This window comes from Pseudoalteromonas sp. PS1M3 (genome assembly GCF_016865405.1).
In the GTDB taxonomy this organism is placed as follows: domain Bacteria; phylum Pseudomonadota; class Gammaproteobacteria; order Enterobacterales; family Alteromonadaceae; genus Pseudoalteromonas; species Pseudoalteromonas marina.
This window is the reverse complement of record NZ_AP022625.1, coordinates 576,491-594,007: the sequence shown is the minus strand read 5'-3', so window position 1 is coordinate 594,007 and position 17,517 is coordinate 576,491. Positions and strand designations below refer to the sequence as shown.

Below are 17,517 nucleotides of genomic sequence, written 5' to 3'. Positions count from 1 at the left end.
AAGTTTTAATTTTTGGGCACTTATGCCCATGTGTCTAAATGCTCGATACCATCGTCATCTTGATTAACGCTTTTTTTATGGGTTGACGGTAGAGTCTCATCACTTAAACCGTTTAGTTTTTTCTTTTTCTGTAATTCTCTCTTTTTTTTGTTTTCAAGTTCTACTTTTTCACTCGCCGCGCTACTTTGCACACCTGCAATATGGAATGCCCCTTTAGTTTCAATTGACAGTCGCGTTATTCTACCCAAATAAGGGATCATCATATCCATTAATACATCCTTAAAGCCAAAGCCTAGTTGTGAGTGAAAATCAACCAATTGATATAATACAAACTAATGCGGTTACATCTATAGTATCGGCAGTTATAAGATATGCTTTAATTAAGCTTAAAAAACACTTGCCATAGTGGTGCATAATATGTTTTTATAATCGCGAAATTTATTAAAACAGATATTTGTTGAGCGTTACGTTAGTAACGAGCAGCACAAAGGAAATAAAATGCGCTTAAACCTGACAACAGTACATCATCACCACCATTCACCGGAATAACCTGTCAGGTCTTTCGCTGAGAGGTTATTCCTAAAAGGAACCTCTGGCGATTCAAAACACATTGATTCATTTTCGCCCTGAGGTTCCCCTCGGGGTTTTTAGTTTTTAAATTAAAGGAAAATGAATAATGAATAACACAAATCGTCTACGTATCGCCATCCAAAAAGGCGGTCGCCTGTCTAAAGATTGTCAAGACTTACTAAAGCAACTAGGTGTTAAATTAAACCTACGTGAGCAACGCTTAATTGCACACTCAACTAATATGCCAATTGACGTACTTCGTGTGCGCGATGACGATATTCCGGGCTTGGTAATGGACGGTGTATGTGATTTAGGTATTGTTGGCGAAAACGTGCTAGTAGAAGTTCAAGCAGAACGTGAACGCCAAGGTGTACCAAGCGAAGTTAGCAAACTAGCAAAACTAGACTTTGGTTACTGCCGCCTTGCACTTGCATGGCCACAAGAGCTTGGCCCACGTGATAAAAGCTGGTTTGAAGGCAAACGTATTGCAACAACCTACCCAGAAATATTAACGCAGTGGTTAAAGCGCGAAGGCATTAATGCAAGCACTGTAATGCTTACAGGCTCAGTAGAAGTAGCCCCACGTGCCGGTCTTTCTGATGCAATTTGTGATTTAGTTTCAACCGGTGCAACGCTAGAAGCGAACGGCTTGATTCAAGGTGATACAATTTTAGAATCAAACGCATGTTTAATTCAAAATAAAGACCTGCAAGATGAAGACAAACTAGCGCTAATCAATAAGCTTATGCCACGCCTTCGCGGTGTTAAACAAGCTAAAGAAAGCAAATACATTATGCTACACGCGCCAAAAACTAAACTTGATGAAATTTGCGAAATTTTACCAGGCTCTGGCCAACCTACTCTACTTGCACTTGCTGGTAATGAAGAGTACGTAGCGCTTCACATGGTAAGCAGCGAAACATTATTTTGGGAAACAATGGAGCAGCTTAAAGCCCTAGGCGCTAACTCTATTTTAGTAATGCCAATTGAAAAAATGATGGAGTAAGTACCATGCTTCGTTGGAATGAGGAATCTTCACAAGTACAAGCAGCGGCGCTAATGCGCCCTGCGGTTTCTGCCAGCGCAAAGGTTGAAGCAATATGCCAAACAATTATGAGCGATGTGAAAGAGCAAGGCGATAAAGCCTTACTTGATATGGCTAAAAAGTTTGATAATAGAGCTAACCCTCGTTTACGTGTACCGCTTGATGAAATAAACGCATCAGAGCAGGCACTAAGCGCAGAGCTTAAATACGCAATTGACACCGCTTATGCAAACGTGAAACGTTTTCACGAGGCGCAATTGCCTAAAGATATTAAGTTATCAACCCAAACTGGCGTTGAATGTGAACTGAAATATCAGGCCATCGAAGCTGTGGGTATTTATGTACCTGGTGGCAGTGCTCCACTGCCATCATCGGTTATTATGCAAGGTGTACTTGCACAATTAAGTGGTGCTAAAACCGTCGTACTTGCAACCCCTGTGCAAGGTGATGAAAGCATTAACCCTGCGATATTATATGCAGCTAAGTTATGTGGCATTACAACTTTAATTGAAAGCGGTGGCGCAGGTGCTATAGCTGCAATGGCCTACGGCACTGAATCAGTGCCTAAAGTGAACAAAATTTTTGGCCCAGGTAATAGCTTTGTAACGATGGCCAAACAGCTTGTTGCACAAACAATTCCTGGTATGGCAATCGATATGCCAGCAGGCCCGTCTGAGGTGTTAGTAATAGCAGATGAGCGTGCAAACCCAGAATTTATAGCGGCAGATTTACTCTCGCAAGCTGAGCACGGCGCAGACTCGCAAGTTATTTTATTATGTAACAGCGAAAGTATCATTGAGCAAACGCAGCAGGCACTTACACGCCAGCTTGCTAAATTAAGCCGCAAAGATACAGCCGAGCAAGCTTTGGCTAATTCATCACTTATTTTAGTGGACTCTGTTGAGCAAGCATTTGACGTATCAGCGCAATATGGCCCTGAGCACTTAATTTTGCAATTAGCAGATTCAACACCTTACTTAGATAAAGTAAAAAATGCAGGCTCGGTATTTGTTGGCGACTACACGCCAGAATCAGCGGGCGATTACGCATCGGGTACTAACCACGTGTTACCTACCTACGGTTACAGTGCAACCTACTCAAGCTTAAACTTGCTTGATTTTTTCCGCACTTACACAGTACAAACTATAAGTAAAAGTGGCCTCACACAGCTGTCAAAAGCTATTTTACCACTTGCAGATGCAGAAGGCCTTGATGCCCACGCTAATGCGGTTTCAATTCGTTTAGAGGCAATTAAAAATGAGCAATGAGAGCGCACAAGCGTCTAGCTTATTACCACAAAATATTGCAGCCCTTGCTGCATACAGCTCTGCAAAAAGTGAAAAGCTAACCGGTACTACGTGGCTAAATGCTAACGAAAGCCCGTATGCTAAAAATATTGAGCTGAGTATTGAAGATTTAAATCGCTACCCAGATCCACAGCCGCAATTGGTTATTGACCGCTACGCTGCGTATGCAGAGCTTGAAAGCGAAAACGTATTAATGACTCGCGGCGCCGATGAAGGCATTGAGCTTTTAGTACGTACCTACTGCGAACCTGCAAAAGACAGCATTGCGTTATTTTTGCCAACCTACGGTATGTACAAAGTAACCGCTGATACGCATAACGTTGCAATCAATGGCTTAACCCAAGCGCTATTACTTGATGGCAGTGTTGATGAAATAGTTGAGGCTGTGGGCAGCTCAAAACTGGTGTTTATTTGTAACCCAAATAACCCAACTGGTAGCTTAACCCCCCTTGAAAAAGTAAAAGCACTGGCAACAGCGCTTGCCGGTAAAGCCTTAGTTATTGTTGATGAAGCCTATATTGAGTTTTGCCCTGAGCAAAGTGCTACAGCGCTGATTAACGAATATAGTAATGTAGTGGTACTGCGCACTTTATCTAAAGCGTTTGCGCTTGCAGGGCTAAGAACCGGTTTTACACTTGCACAAAAAAGTGTACTTGCACCTATTCGTAAAGTGATTGCGCCGTATCCGGTATCTGGCGTAGTGGCAAGTATTGCTGCGCAAGCAATTGCACCTGATGCAATTACATCAATGCGCCGCCAAGTGACTATTTTAAATAGCTTAAAAGCTAAACTTGTACAGTGGTTAAACTCCTCCCCCGCTGCATTAAAAACTCTCACTGGTGAAGGTAACTTTGTTACCTTAAAATTAGCCGACAAAAACTACTTTAAAGTAGCACTTGAACAAGGCTTAGTGATGCGCGCGTTTACCCTATACGGTGAAGACGATTGGCTACGAATTTCAATTGGTAGTGAACAAGAGCTCGAACAAGTAAAAATTTGGTTAGATGGCCTTGATAAGCCAGCAACCTCACCTCTTTTATCAGGACAAGAAGTATCATGAGTAACCCCTATTTATTTATTGACCGTGACGGCACCATAATTGAAGAGCCAATCACCGACAAACAGGTAGACAGCCTAGAAAAATTAGCGTTTTTACCTGGTGTTATCCCGGCTTTATTACAGTTACAAGCCGCAGGGTACCGTTTAGTGATGGTATCGAATCAAGATGGCTTAGGCACAGACAGCTTCCCGACTGCTGACTTTGACATAGCCCAAGATAAAATGATGGACATAATGCAAAGCCAAGGCATTAGCTTTGACGAGGTATTAATTTGTCCACACTTTGACGAGCAAAACTGTGATTGCCGTAAACCTAAAACAGGTTTATTAACTGAACTTATGCGCTCTGGCAAAGTTGATTTAGCACGTTCATATGTCATTGGCGATCGCCAAACCGATATTGGCCTTGCTCAAAATTTATGTTGTGAAGGCATTTTGTATGATGGCAGCTGGCCTGCCATTGTTACAAAGCTTACAACGGCTAACCGCGAAGGCCGTGTTACGCGTAACACCAAAGAAACCCAAATTGATGTAGCCATAAACCTAGATCAAACTAAAAACGGTAGTATCGAAACAGGCCTTGGCTTTTTTGATCATATGCTTGATCAAATTCGCACGCACGCCAACATTGGTTTAAACATTAAAGCGAAAGGCGATTTACACATAGACGAGCACCACCTTGTTGAAGATATTGGTATTGCCCTAGGTGTTGCACTTAAACAGGCGCTTGGCACTAAATCGCAAATAGCGCGCTATGGTTTTGCACTACCAATGGATGAATGTAAAGCAGAGGCACAGATTGATTTATCGGGCCGCGCTTCATTTGTATTAAACGCTAATTTTAGCCGCGAAAAAGCCGGCGATTTAGACGTACAAATGGTGGAGCACTTTTTCAAAAGCTTAAGCGATAATGCCGCTATTAGCCTTATTTTATCGGTGAGCGACGGTAACTGTCATCACCAAGTAGAAGGCTTATTTAAAGCGTTTTCACGTGCCCTTCGTATGGCAGTAGCACAAGACACGACCCAACAAACAGCCAGCTCTAAGGGATGTTTATGATTGCTATAATTAATACCGGGTGTGCCAATATAAATTCAGTTCGTTTTGCCTTTGAACGCTTAGGTCAAACGCCAACGGTCATTACCTCGCCAGAGCAATTAGCTGGCTTTGAGCGTGCAATATTACCAGGCGTTGGACATGCATCTGTTGCCATGAAGCGCCTTGTAGATAACGGCTGGCAACAAGCTATAAATGAATACCAGCGCCCTCTCATGGGTATTTGCTTAGGTATGCAGTTACTGTGCGAAAGCACCGAAGAAGGTAACGTTCAATGCTTAGGTAAAATACCAGGCCAAGTAAAAGCCCTTGATGTTGGCAATTTAACATCGCCGCATATGGGTTGGAATAACTTAAGCGTAAATAAAGAGCATGCACTTACCAAAGGCTTAACGCAAGACGAGCAAGTGTACTTTGTACATAGCTTTGCGCACACCGTAAACGATGCAACACTTGTAAGCGGCGAATACGGCCAAACCTTTTCGGCCATAGTTGCAAAAGACAACTACGCTGGTATGCAGTTTCACCCAGAGCGCAGTGCAAAAGTAGGCACACGTTTATTACAAAATTTTGTTGATTGGCAGTTATAAACAGCCCATTAACCAACAATAAAGAGATTATTTGTGATTATTCCAGCATTAGACGTATTACAAAATCAAATTGTTCGTTTATACCAAGGTAAGTACGACACCGCTCAGTTTTACCCTTTTGAGCTTGGCGCACGCTTAAAAGAATACGCCGACAGCGGCGCAGGTAAATTGCACCTTGTAGATTTAGAAGGTGCACGCGATCCAAGTAAAAAACAGTGGCAACATATTCAAACTGCAACTAAAGCGCTTAACGTACCATATCAAGTGGGCGGCGGTATTCGCTCAGAGCAAGATGTAAGCGATTGGCTAAAAGCCGGTGCTAACCAAGTTGTTATTGGTTCTATGGCGGTAGAAAAACGCGAGCAAGTAAAAGCCTGGATTGAACAATTTGGCGCCGAGCACTTTGTTATTGCTCTTGATGTAAATAAAACAGCCACGGGCTGGGCTCCTGCAACCCATGGTTGGTTAAGTGAATCTGAGTTTGGTTTACTTGAGCTTGTAGATTTTTATGTAAGCTTGGGCGTTATTGATTTTTTATGCACGGACATCAGTAAAGATGGCACCATGACTGGCCCATCGTTTGAGCTTTATGAAGATTTAACTCGCCATAACAGCAGCATTAAAGTGCAAGCTTCGGGTGGCGTAAGTTCACTTGATGACATTAAAAAGCTTAAAGAGCTTGGTGTAGGTGGCGTTATTTTAGGTAAATCACTGCTTGATGGCGCATTTAGTGTTGAGGAGGCGTTGGCATGTTATCAAAACGCATAATCCCGTGTTTAGATGTAAAAGACGGCCAGGTAGTAAAAGGCGTTAAATTTAAAGGCCACGAAATAGTGGGCGATATTTTAACAATGGCAAAAGCATACAGCGATGCCGGCGCCGATGAACTGGTTTTTTATGAAATCAGCGCAAGTGTTGAAAAACGCCTACTTGATGTAAATTGGGTAGAGAGCATTGCCCGCCACATCGATATTCCATTTTGTGTGGCTGGCGGTATTAAATCGGTAGCCGATGCAGCACGTGTACTAGAGCGTGGCGCTGACAAAATAAGTATTAACAGCCCTGCTATTGCCCGCCCTGAGCTTATAAAAGAGCTACACGATGAATTTGGTAAGCAATGTGTTGTTGTAGGTATTGATAGCTTTTACGATGAAGTGACCGGCGAGTATTTAGTGTATCAATTAACCGGCGATCCTAATGCATCAAGCCGTACACGTTACAAAACCGAGGAATGGGTTAAACGCGTACAAGACTTAGGCGCAGGCGAAATTGTTTTAAACTGTATGAACCAAGATGGCGTACGTAACGGTTACGACAATGAGCAGCTAAGTAAAATGCGCGCATTATGTAATATTCCTTTAATCGCATCTGGCGGTGCAGGCAGTATGCAAGATTTTGTTGATGTATTTAAACAAAGCGAAGTCGATGGCGCATTAGCAGCAAGCGTTTTTCACAAAAATGTGATTAACATTGGCGAATTAAAACAATTTTTAACCGATAACCAAGTGGCAGCAAGACTATGCAAGTAACACAACAAAACCAAACTCAAGTAGATTTTGCTAAAAGCGAAATGATCCCTGCGATTGTTCAAGATGCTCGCTCTGGTGTTATTTTAATGCAAGGGTTTATGAACAGCGAAGCACTAAAGGCGACGCTTGAAAGTAACAAAGTAACCTTTTACTCGCGTTCAAAGTCACGTTTATGGACCAAAGGTGAGTCATCAGAAAACTACTTAAACGTAGTATCGGTGCATACCGATTGTGACTACGACTCAATTTTAGTACTGGCTAATCCAGAAGGCCCAACATGTCACTTAGGCACACAAAGCTGCTTTGGTGATGACGCTAAACCTAGCCTGAGCTTTTTAGCGCAATTAGAAGATGTGATTGTTGAGCGTAAAAACGACGACCCAGCAAAAAGCTACACCGCTTCATTATTTGCTAAAGACTTAAGCCGTAGCTGTCAAAAAGTGGGCGAAGAAGGCGTAGAAGTAGCGCTTGCCGCAATGAAGCACGATAACGATGAGCTTACTAATGAATCGGCTGATTTAATTTATCACCTTACTGTATTGCTACAACGCCAAGGCTTAGCCCTAGAAGACGTTGTAAAATGCCTACAAGGTCGCCATAAATAGCGCCTACTAAAGTAAATTAAAAAGAGGCTCATATTTTATGGGCCTTTTTATTTTCCCTTTTAGTTGAATAAATGATGTGTGTTATAGTGCATGGCTCAATTTATCGGTTACTGTGAACTATGAAAAACTATATTATCCTTCTTATTATCATGTTTATTTTAGCGGGCTGTACCAGCAAAACTAATCAGACCACAATTACAGCAACTACAACGCATCAGTCAGTAAAAACCAAAATCACATCCGATGAATGTAGCAGCGTAAATAACCTAATAAATGGTTATGAGTTTGGTTTTAATTCAATCAAAGCAGATAAAGTGAATAACCCGTTTTCAAACCAATGGCACACTAATACTCATATCATTGGATCTGCCTGTACAATTACTTTAAATAAGTCTGAGCAAGTAAGTTACCAATGCCAAACACCTGTTAAAGCGCAAACGCATGCAGTAAATTCGCATCAAACACTTGCTGAACAGTTACGCCAATGCCTATCAAAAACAGGTTGGTTTGAAAGCCAAAAAGAAACAGCCAGTTCAATTTACAGCACCTTTGTACTTGATACTAAAAACCCGGTTATTACACTGTCTACAAATCAAGAAGGTAATGGGTTTTCTACTCGCTTTGAAATTGCTCCACCGTTAGGATTTTAATAATGCGAAAAACGAATAAAAACACATCTAAATTAAAAAGCGACTGTTTAGGCATATGTGAACGTCGCAGCGGTTATTGCACTGGGTGCGGTCGAACTAATGAAGAAATATTTGATTGGATCATTCTTTCTCAAGAAGAAAAAAACGCCATTTTAGCACAGCCGCGAGCTGACTTAAAAAATCCATAAATTTGCCATTTGCGTGTAACAGCCCCTCTTTAGTATTGCTGAAAACGCTAGGGGGTGAACATCATGGCAGCATTATTTGTAATAAACTTAGCGCGCTCAACGCAGCGACTCGCAAATACTCAAACGCAACTGGCACGTGTTAGCTTGCCATTTGAACGTATTGATGCCGTAGATGGCGCACAATTGAGTACACTACAAAAGTACCTACATTACAGCCCGCAATTGAATAAACAACAGTATCACTATCCGCTAAGCAATGGCCAAATTGGCTGCTATTTAAGCCACCGTAAAGCATGGCAAAAAATAGTTGATGAGAAATTAAAATACGCGATTGTGCTAGAGGATGATTTTTATATTGATGACAGCATTCATAATGCGATAAAAAATATTGAGCAGCTACAGCAGCCCTGGCAGCTTATTAAACTCGCCGCTTATGAAAACCGCACTCGCCCTATTGCCTATCAGCAAAACCTAAATAACCACCAGCGATTAGTCATACATAAAAAACTAATGACCGGCTGCTGCGCCACAGCAATAAGCTATGAAGGGGCTAAGCAATTACTTAAAGCCACAGCTCAATTTGGCCGCCCTGTAGATTGCGACTTACAACATATTTGGGAAACACACGTAAATGGTTTTTCGCTTATGCCATACCCTGTTTCGCAAAATACAGATATACAGAGCGATATTGCAAGCTGCGCTACTAAAACCAAGGTTAAAAAAGCTTTTTTGCGGCGTAAAGCACAGCAAATTAAAAGCTGTATTTTTAATAAGGTTTGTACAAGCGCCTTTGTAAAAAAATTTAAACAAAATGAAAAAGGAGCCTCAAAGGCTCCAAGTTTAATTACTCAACGCTTATAACATCCTTAAAAGTTGAGAACCTGGTATGCCAGTTTGCGGTAATAACGCGGGGGTAACTGCAAATACTTCTGGGATTTTACTACTGATTTCGTTCATCTTTTTGCGGTTATTTTGTTTATCATAAACATAGTATTTAAGGATATTTCCGTATACATCATCTTTTGCATCTACCTGCTCTAGAGTTTTTAAAGCCTTATCGTAATCAGCAAGGTAAATGTATGCCAGTGCTAAGTTATCAGCAGAGCCAACATGTAGTTTCCCTCCAAGCTGTTTTGATAAATCTTCAAGCTCTTCAACTGCAAGCTCATAACGCCCTAGTTGTATATACGCGGTTGCTAGTGAATTTTTTAAAAAGTAAGGCGGGTTACTACCAGGCTCATACCATTTTTCGTAAGCACTCAATATATCTTCATATTGCTCGAGTTTAGAGTAAACGTGATTTAGCAGCCTAAAGCTTTGTAGTTTGATTTCAGCTTCTTCAAAACCAGCAAGTTTATCTCTATTTAAGTGCCATTGTTGAATGCCTTGCGCAGCTTGGGTTAACAGTTCAGAGTTATCACTTTTTGCCCCTGCTGCACTTTTAAGAAGTTGTGCAAGTTGTTGATTATAAGCTTCACTTTTTACAGGTACCTGAGAAGTTTTACTACTTTGCTGTTTACTACTCGTATTACCATCTACAATTTGCGCTGCAGCTAAAGCACTAAAAGACATTGCCGCCGCAACCATAACCAAATATTTACTTTTCATTGTTTTTTCCTTGTTTAACATTTTGATCCTCTGAATATTAAAGCTCTTAGAATGAGCAATATTCAAAAGTGGGGGGGTAAAAAAGTTGTTTTTATTTATAACGTTTTGCTTTTTTAGTAATAAGCTGGCTAAATCTAATTGGTATTTATCTTTTAGCTTTTCCATACACAACTCGTCACAGCTAAGTTCAAGTTGCTCTCTTGCTAAACCAGTTAACTTTAAGCAGATAGGATTCCACCATAAAACGCTTTCTATAAAACAAATAAGCCACGTCCAATAAATATCACCTTGTTGTAAATGGGTTGCCTCGTGCTGAATGACTGAATCTAATTCTTCACGATTTATCATCGTCGACTCTAACCAAATAACAGGCTTTATTAATCCTGTAGCAAAAGCTGGCTCTGTATGGGTTGTTAGCCTAATTGGATACTGATTTTTGATGTGTTTAAGTTCAGGACTTGGCTTTGAGTTAATGTATAGATTTTTTATAAGCTTTACATATAAGCCCATGCGTAATAAAAACAATCCAAAACCGGCTAAAACTAAAACCATAAAAACATTACTAAGTGATGGCAATAAGTCCCATATACCCATATCGCTTTGTAATTCGTCCTTAGTTGCTACTTGTTCAGCGTTTGGTATTAATGCTTTAACATCGGGAATTAATTGCGCCACGTTGAATGTGTAACGATTTGTCCCTTCAAATAACGGTAGCTGGGAAAAGTACTGCCAAGGGACAAACCAACATGCCAAGGCAATCATTAAAATGTAAAAGTTTAATCGTGCAGGGGCATTTTATAACCCTTTTACTGTAAGTAAAATACATAAGCTAATAAGCGTGCAAGTTAGTAAATAATCCGTCATTACCCTCTCCTTTAATCTAACTTCTTATTTTTTAAAAGCGTTTGTAAGTATTCTATATCTTCATCATTTAGCTTTTCTTCTTTGATAAAGTGGGCAATTAAACTACGAGAATTACCTTTAAAAAATCGTTGCATAAAACTAGGCATAGCTTGCTCAGATAACATGTCTTGAGTCACGATAGTTCTAAATACGATAGCTCGCCCTTCAAGCCCACAGCGCTCTATAGCACCTTTTTGCTCTAGCCTATCAACAATGGTTTTAACCGTTGTATAAGCTACTTTTTTATCTTTTTGTTTATCTGATAAAAGTACTTTATGTAGTTGACTTGCGGTGCAGGGTTCTTCCTGCCAAAGCAGCTGCATAATATCCATTTCAAAATCACTAAGTTTCATTGTTGCTCCTATTACTACACTTGTAGTTGTACTGTTACAAATGTAGTAGTAAGAAACCTTAGTGTCAAGACAAAATTGACATATGAATAAAAAATAAACGATAGAAATATAAAAGTCTTAAGAAGGTTTTATAGAAAAGGCATATAAAATAAAGAGATATACTTATTAATCGATTTTAGAAAAACATAAAAAACGAGAGTGTATTTTCAACTAACGCTTTTTATGCTTTAAAGTTTTTTATGACAGGTAGTGAGGTAACTATGCTTTATCGAGCGCTTGGCTTACATCCGCAATTATGTCAGCAATGTTTTCAATACCGACTGATAGACGAATTAAATCGCGGCTCACACCTGCGCTTGCAAGTTCTTCATCATTTAATTGACGGTGCGTGGTTGACGCTGGATGGCACGCAAGCGACTTTGCATCGCCAATATTAACTAAGCGTAAAATCATGTTTAGTGCATCAATAAAACGAGTACCCGCTTCAAGGCCACCCGCAATACCAAAACTTAAAATACCCGATGCTTTGCCACTGGTGATTTTTTGGCTCATTTCTTTATACGGGCTTAATGTTAAACCAGCGTAGTTAACCCAAAGTACTTTAGAGTGATTTTCTAAATACTCAGCTAACTGCTGTGCATTTTCGCAGTGGCGATCCATTCTTAAGCCTAAGGTTTCAAGGCCGATTAAAATGTCGGATGCGTTTTTAGGGGCAAGCGCTGCACCAGTATTTCTCAGTGGCACTACTCTACAACGCCCAATAAATGCAGCTTCAGCAAAGGCTTCGGTATAAACCACATTGTGATACGACGGATCGGGCTCGTTCATCATTGCAAAGCGTGTGGCATTGGCTTTCCAATCAAATTGACCTGAATCAACAATCATACCGCCAATAGCTGTACCGTGCCCGTTTATGTACTTTGTCAGTGAGTGAACCACTATATCGGCGCCTAGCTCAAATGGCCGGCATAAATACGGTGTAGCCACAGTATTATCAACGATAAGTGGGACACCTTTGCTATGAGCAATCTTAGCTAAACGCTCAATATCAACAATATTACCTGCAGGGTTACCGATAGATTCACAAAAAACAGCACGGGTGTTGTCATCAATGGCATCTTCGAATGCGCTAAAGTCATCAGCCTTAATCATACGCGCTTCAATACCTTGGCGGGGTAATGTATGGGCAAATAAATTATACGTACCGCCATATACTTGGCTGGTGCTGACAATATTAGTGCCTACTTCACATAAGCATTGAATCGCATAGGTAATAGCTGCCATGCCCGAGGCTACCGCTAGCGCACCAATGCCACCTTCCATTGCAGCAATACGCTGTTCAAGCACGGCATTAGTAGGGTTCATTATGCGGGTGTAAATATTACCTGGTACTTTTAAGTCGAATAAATCAGCACCGTGTTGCGTGTTATCAAACGTATAAGAAGAAGTGTGATAGATAGGCACGGCTGCCGATTTGGTCGTAGCCTCAGATTCGTAACCGTGGTGCAGTGCTAATGACTCTAATTTCATAATTAATTCCCTTGGTAAATTATTAAAACATACCACTTAAGGGTAATTAAATGCACGTAAGAATATAAATTCACAATAAAAGAACAATTAAACCCCTTGATTCGAAAATTAAGATTAAACTAGTTAATTTAATTTTAGAACTCCTACTAACTCATACTAGAGCATGCACAAAACTTGTTAATTCTTATTGTCTATTAAATTGTCACCTCAAAACATAGCAGACGCTGAATGTGAAGTGCAGATTTAACTCGACCGATTTAAGAGCAATGGCACAGTCAAAACCCAGCAAATACGGGCTCATGCTGCTATATATGGAAGTAATAAATTAAAGTGGTCTTAAATCGATTTATGTTTGAATTAGAAAACCATTTAAAAAATGTTATTTAAACACGGTAGTTACATCGCACCCGTTACAAAGTTTACTGCAAGTTAACTATAAAAACGTATCGAAAAATCAATGAGGTCCTGCTCAGGTATTGGTTTACTAAAATAATATCCTTGAGCTAGATCGCAACCAAGTTCTTTTAATATTGTGAGTTGTTCTTTTGTTTCTACACCTTCAGCGACAACTTTTAACCCTAAACCATGTGACATGGCAATTGTTGCTTCTACTAAACTGTAATCCTCATTATTTTTTGTAATCCCATTTATAAAACCACGGTCTATTTTTAGTACATTAAACGGGTACTTCCTTAAATAACTTAACGAGGAATAACCTGTGCCAAAATCATCCATTGACAATATAACACCTAAATTTGTTATATCGTTTAATGTGTCAGTAATGCTGGACTCTCCACTCATTAAAACACCTTCTGTAATTTCAAGTTCAAGACTTTGGGGTTCAATGTTCGCATTTGATAACGATGTTTTGATAAAGTTAAACAGGCTCAGGTCTTTAAATTGACTAGGAGATAAATTTACTGCAATTGAAAAATTTCTGTTGAGCTGTTCTACGTTCTTCCATCGATTGAGTAAACTAAGTGACTCTTTAATAACAAACTCACCAATAGATATGATCACGCCTGTTTTTTCTGCAATAGGGATAAACTCATCTGGTGCCACACTTCCTAGTACAGGGTTTAGCCACCTGAGTAATGCTTCTGCCCCTATAATCTCGTTCTTTTTAACATCAAATTGCGGTTGGTAATAAAGAATGAATTCATTGCGCTGCAATGCACCTCGCATTTGCTCTTCTATTGTTAAGCGTCGTTGGATTACAGTATTCATTTGATTAGTAAAAAACGAGTATGTATTTCGACCCAGAGCTTTGGCTTGATACATTGCCGTGTCGGCGTTTCTTAATAAGTCAGACACAGATTTTCCGTTATCTGGAAACATTGCTACCCCAATGCTAATTGTTAACATTAACTCTCGCCCCTCAATTGTGAAAGGTTCTCGAAAATTTTGCAGGAGTTTTTCGGCAATACCCACAGCATTTTGTTGAGTGGAAATTCCTTTTGACAAAATAATGAACTCGTCGCCACCTAAGCGACCAATTGTGTCAGCTTTTCTTAATGCCCTTTGTAAACGATTGGCTGTTTCAATTAAAACTTTATCGCCTGCTTCATGACCTAGTGAATCGTTAATTTTTTTAAAATCATCTAAATCTAAGAAAAATACCGCTGCTTTCTCATCATTACGAGTCGCCTCAACTGTTAGCTGTGATAAACGGTCAAGAGCGAGTAAACGGTTTGGTAATTGTGTAAGGCTATCGAAATAAGCTTGTTTACGAATGAGTTGCTCTGATTGGTGTTGTTCGGTTATATCTCGAATAATTATCATTATTTGGTCGTATTTTAAAACTTTGTTAATTCTTGCTTCAAAATACACCTGCCCTTGAGGAACGGACAGCTCATATTTAAACGTTACAATTTCATCTTGTTCAATTGCTTTTTCTATGTAAACTTCAAACTTTTTAGCAACACTCTTCGGTAAAATATCAAGCATATTATTACCAACAAATTGGTCAGGGGAGACATAGAGGGCATCTTGATTATTAGCATGGTAATCGATAATTATTCCGTTATAGTCCATTAAAAAAAGCAAGTCTGGGATTGCTTCAAAAATGGTTTTTAGCATTTGTTCTTTAAATGTGGCAATGGCTTGGGCTTTTTTTACATCCGACAAATTAATGTCTATACAATACATTTGCTTGTTTTTAAATTCATTTTCAAACATTGCGTGGCTTGAATAAACGTATATGTCAGTTCCATTTTTATGTTTAAGTAATATTTCTGCAGCAGGGATTGCTACGCCTTCATTGATCCACTTTGTATGAGCCTCAATTACCATGTCTCTCATAGGGGCTGGTACTATCAGTTCTTCTAGCTTCTTTCCAAGTGCTTCCTCTTGTTTATAGCCATAAAGGAGTTCACTCCCTTTGTTCCAATACACAACTCGCCTTTGATCATCATAACCTTGCACTGAGATTGAATTAACACTTTCAAATAATTGGTGCAATGAATCGTTAGTTACAAACTGTTTAGATAATTGATTCACAATTGAGTTGGCAGTCATGCTGTGACTATCTCCTTTAAAATTTCCTTATTTTATAATAGAAGTTAATTGTTGAATTTCCATACACATATATTTAAAAAATAAGCTTAGGTTTATTTTTAATTGTTGGAACAATAAAAAAGGAGCCTTAGCTCCTTTTTTACTATTTTTAAATGCTATTTAGTATCATTGGGGTGCTCAACACCCATCCAAGCTTTGAAAAGGGCTTTTTGTTTCTCACTTGCTTGTAAATTAGCAGTTAACTTTTTAGGTTTATCAAACTTTTCAGTTAATACTAATGTGAGGCTTTGTAGTGCATCACGACGAATAAAGTCAATAACCACTTTATCTCCAGGTTTAAACGTCTCAAGGCTAGACTTTAAATCTTTACCAACATGGAGCTTATTAATAGCTACAATTTTATCGTTAGTTGTTAAGCCTGCTTTCCACGCGCTACCACCGCGTTGAACATGCGTTAATGTTAAAAGCTGGCCGGTATTTTTAGCCACTGCGTCTATGCTGGCAATAGCCTTAGCACCTTTCGGTCGCTCTAAAGTCAAACCTACTTTATTAAGCAACTCGTCAAAATTAATATTTGCAGGTGAGTCAACATGCTCTTCCCACCAATTTGAATAATCGAGACCTGTCAGGTTTTGTAAAATGCTTAGTACGTCTTTTTCATCAAAGCCCGCTGGTAGCTTATGATTGTTATATAGTGCTTTATGCACATCACGGTAACTTACTTTACCCGCTGTTTTTTCTAGTAAGTCAATATCAAGTACCATTGACAACAATGAGCCTTCTGAATATATGTTGGTACTGTAGTTGCGTCCGTGATCCCCACCTTGGTTAATCCATTTATCAAAACTCGTTTCACTGGCACTTTGAACTTCTCTGCCTGGTGTTTGTAAGTGCCGATTTATGGTTTTTGTTAGGCCTTTAAAGAACTCATCTGTCGTTTCAATGCCTGAACGCACTAATAAATGATCCTCAAAGTAGCTTGTTGAGCCTTCTGCAATCCAAAGTAATTTTGAGTAATTCATATTGGTGTAATCGTAAGGTACCAATCCATTTGGACGATATGCTTTTACATTCCAAGTATGAATAAACTCATGAGCTGCTGTGCTTATGAAACCTAAATAATCTTCACGAGAGCCAAATCGATCACGCGGCCTTTGAATTATGGTCGAATTTAAATGCTCGGTTGCACCACCAGCGCCAGAAGTTGCATGCACCATAAACACGTAGCGCTCATATGGGTAACTATCCCAAATTACATTACCGGTTGTTACTAGCTTTTTAAGATCACGCAGCATTAATTCAACGTCGTAGTTACCCTCTCCCCAAATAACTAATTCGTACTCACGTCCATCAACGATAAATGAGTGAAGCTGGTTAATACCTGTTTCTATAGGCGAGTCCACAAGCACATCGTAATTAGCTGCCTTGAACGAATGAGTAGAATCTAAATTATCCATTCCAGATACTGAACGCCACTGCTTTGGAACATCTAAATTAACCGTTACAGGCTCTTGTCGAAATGATTCGCTAAACATAAAAAAGCCAGAAGCGTCTATAAAAGCGTGGCTATCATCAATATGGCGAGCACGTTTGCCAAGCTCGTTTGCATAGACCTGATACCCTACACTTACTTCTGTGGGTGTATCAATGTGAACACGCCATGTGCTGTGATCGATTTTTTCCCACTTTAAAGGATTACCCTCTTTATCTGTTGGGTTAAAGTAACGTACGCCATTGGCAAGATTTAGTATTTCATAACGGCCGGTGCGCCAAGAAGGTAATTTAATATCAAGATGGGCTTGTGCTGATTTAGGGAATTGAACGCGCACATCACCAAGATGGTGTTGGGGCTGTTCAATACTTAATGAGTAGTTAACATCTGCAAATGCAGATGCAGATAACGCAGCACAAATTGATAAAACTAATAACTTTTTCATAGAAACCTAATTAAGACCTTAATTGTATTCAAGGTTAACAAGCGAACATTTAAATGTGAATTAAAAGCGA

The 17,517-nt window shown here is 39.7% G+C and carries 17 protein-coding genes; 11 read left to right on the top strand and 6 right to left on the bottom strand.

Annotated elements, in window-relative coordinates; translation table 11 throughout:
• Positions 1–20: 20 nt before the first annotated feature.
• Positions 21–269 (bottom strand): hypothetical protein, encoded by a 249-nt coding sequence (locus tag PS1M3_RS19350; RefSeq protein WP_203987536.1) that lies wholly within the window; start codon positions 267–269, stop codon positions 21–23.
• Between the two features lie 407 nt (positions 270–676).
• Between PS1M3_RS19350 and hisG the strand changes: the two genes are divergently transcribed.
• The 11 genes from hisG (at position 677) to PS1M3_RS19295 (ending at position 9,460) form a co-directional block, all read left to right on the top strand.
• Positions 677–1,576 (top strand): ATP phosphoribosyltransferase, encoded by a 900-nt coding sequence (gene hisG, locus PS1M3_RS19345; protein WP_008129142.1) that lies wholly within the window; start codon positions 677–679, stop codon positions 1,574–1,576.
• Between the two features lie 5 nt (positions 1,577–1,581).
• A complete protein-coding gene (gene hisD / locus PS1M3_RS19340) occupies positions 1,582–2,883 on the top strand; it encodes a histidinol dehydrogenase (RefSeq protein WP_138739711.1) in 1,302 nt (433 codons plus the stop codon).
• Positions 2,873–3,982 (top strand): histidinol-phosphate transaminase, encoded by a 1,110-nt coding sequence (hisC, locus tag PS1M3_RS19335; RefSeq protein ID WP_138739710.1) that lies wholly within the window; start codon positions 2,873–2,875, stop codon positions 3,980–3,982. The genes hisD and hisC overlap by 11 nt, the downstream gene beginning before the upstream one ends.
• Entirely contained in the window at positions 3,979–5,040 is a 1,062-nt protein-coding gene (gene hisB / locus PS1M3_RS19330; RefSeq protein ID WP_006793446.1) for a bifunctional histidinol-phosphatase/imidazoleglycerol-phosphate dehydratase HisB, read from the top strand. Before hisC ends, hisB begins: the two co-directional genes overlap by 4 nt.
• Positions 5,037–5,627, top strand: a complete 591-nt coding sequence (hisH, locus tag PS1M3_RS19325; protein WP_004586382.1) for an imidazole glycerol phosphate synthase subunit HisH — start codon at positions 5,037–5,039, stop codon at positions 5,625–5,627. Before hisB ends, hisH begins: the two co-directional genes overlap by 4 nt.
• Before the next feature lie 33 nt (positions 5,628–5,660).
• Entirely contained in the window at positions 5,661–6,395 is a 735-nt protein-coding gene (locus PS1M3_RS19320; protein ID WP_203987533.1) for a 1-(5-phosphoribosyl)-5-[(5-phosphoribosylamino)methylideneamino] imidazole-4-carboxamide isomerase, read from the top strand.
• Complete coding sequence (gene hisF / locus PS1M3_RS19315) at positions 6,377–7,156, top strand: imidazole glycerol phosphate synthase subunit HisF (RefSeq protein ID WP_006793443.1); 780 nt, start codon at positions 6,377–6,379, stop codon at positions 7,154–7,156. The genes PS1M3_RS19320 and hisF overlap by 19 nt, the downstream gene beginning before the upstream one ends.
• Entirely contained in the window at positions 7,147–7,761 is a 615-nt protein-coding gene (gene hisIE, locus PS1M3_RS19310) for a bifunctional phosphoribosyl-AMP cyclohydrolase/phosphoribosyl-ATP diphosphatase HisIE (RefSeq protein ID WP_006793442.1), read from the top strand. Before hisF ends, hisIE begins: the two co-directional genes overlap by 10 nt.
• A 119-nt stretch (positions 7,762–7,880) precedes the next feature.
• A complete protein-coding gene (locus tag PS1M3_RS19305) occupies positions 7,881–8,411 on the top strand; it encodes a hypothetical protein (RefSeq protein ID WP_033025356.1) in 531 nt (176 codons plus the stop codon).
• Positions 8,412–8,413: 2 nt separating this feature from the next.
• Positions 8,414–8,599, top strand: a complete 186-nt coding sequence (locus tag PS1M3_RS19300) for a DUF1289 domain-containing protein (RefSeq protein ID WP_006793440.1) — start codon at positions 8,414–8,416, stop codon at positions 8,597–8,599.
• Between the two features lie 63 nt (positions 8,600–8,662).
• Positions 8,663–9,460, top strand: a complete 798-nt coding sequence (locus PS1M3_RS19295; RefSeq protein ID WP_203987531.1) for a glycosyltransferase family 25 protein — start codon at positions 8,663–8,665, stop codon at positions 9,458–9,460.
• Here the strand turns inward: PS1M3_RS19295 and PS1M3_RS19290 are convergent.
• The 5 genes from PS1M3_RS19290 to PS1M3_RS19270 form a co-directional block, all read right to left on the bottom strand.
• On the bottom strand, positions 9,455–10,969 hold the full coding sequence (locus tag PS1M3_RS19290; protein WP_008129166.1) for a M56 family metallopeptidase: 1,515 nt from the start codon (positions 10,967–10,969) through the stop codon (positions 9,455–9,457). The two genes, PS1M3_RS19295 and PS1M3_RS19290, sit on opposite strands and share 6 nt — an antisense overlap.
• A gap of 113 nt (positions 10,970–11,082) precedes the next feature.
• On the bottom strand, positions 11,083–11,463 hold the full coding sequence (locus PS1M3_RS19285; protein ID WP_008129167.1) for a BlaI/MecI/CopY family transcriptional regulator: 381 nt from the start codon (positions 11,461–11,463) through the stop codon (positions 11,083–11,085).
• 258 nt (positions 11,464–11,721) lie between these two features.
• Positions 11,722–12,993 carry an O-acetylhomoserine aminocarboxypropyltransferase/cysteine synthase family protein gene (locus tag PS1M3_RS19280; RefSeq protein ID WP_203987529.1) on the bottom strand — a complete coding sequence of 424 codons (1,272 nt, stop codon included), beginning with the start codon at positions 12,991–12,993 and terminating at the stop codon, positions 11,722–11,724.
• A 429-nt stretch (positions 12,994–13,422) separates the two neighbouring features.
• Complete coding sequence (locus PS1M3_RS19275) at positions 13,423–15,510, bottom strand: bifunctional diguanylate cyclase/phosphodiesterase (protein WP_203987527.1); 2,088 nt, start codon at positions 15,508–15,510, stop codon at positions 13,423–13,425.
• Between the two features lie 155 nt (positions 15,511–15,665).
• Complete coding sequence (locus PS1M3_RS19270) at positions 15,666–17,447, bottom strand: M61 family metallopeptidase (protein WP_203987525.1); 1,782 nt, start codon at positions 17,445–17,447, stop codon at positions 15,666–15,668.
• Positions 17,448–17,517 lie beyond the last annotated feature (70 nt).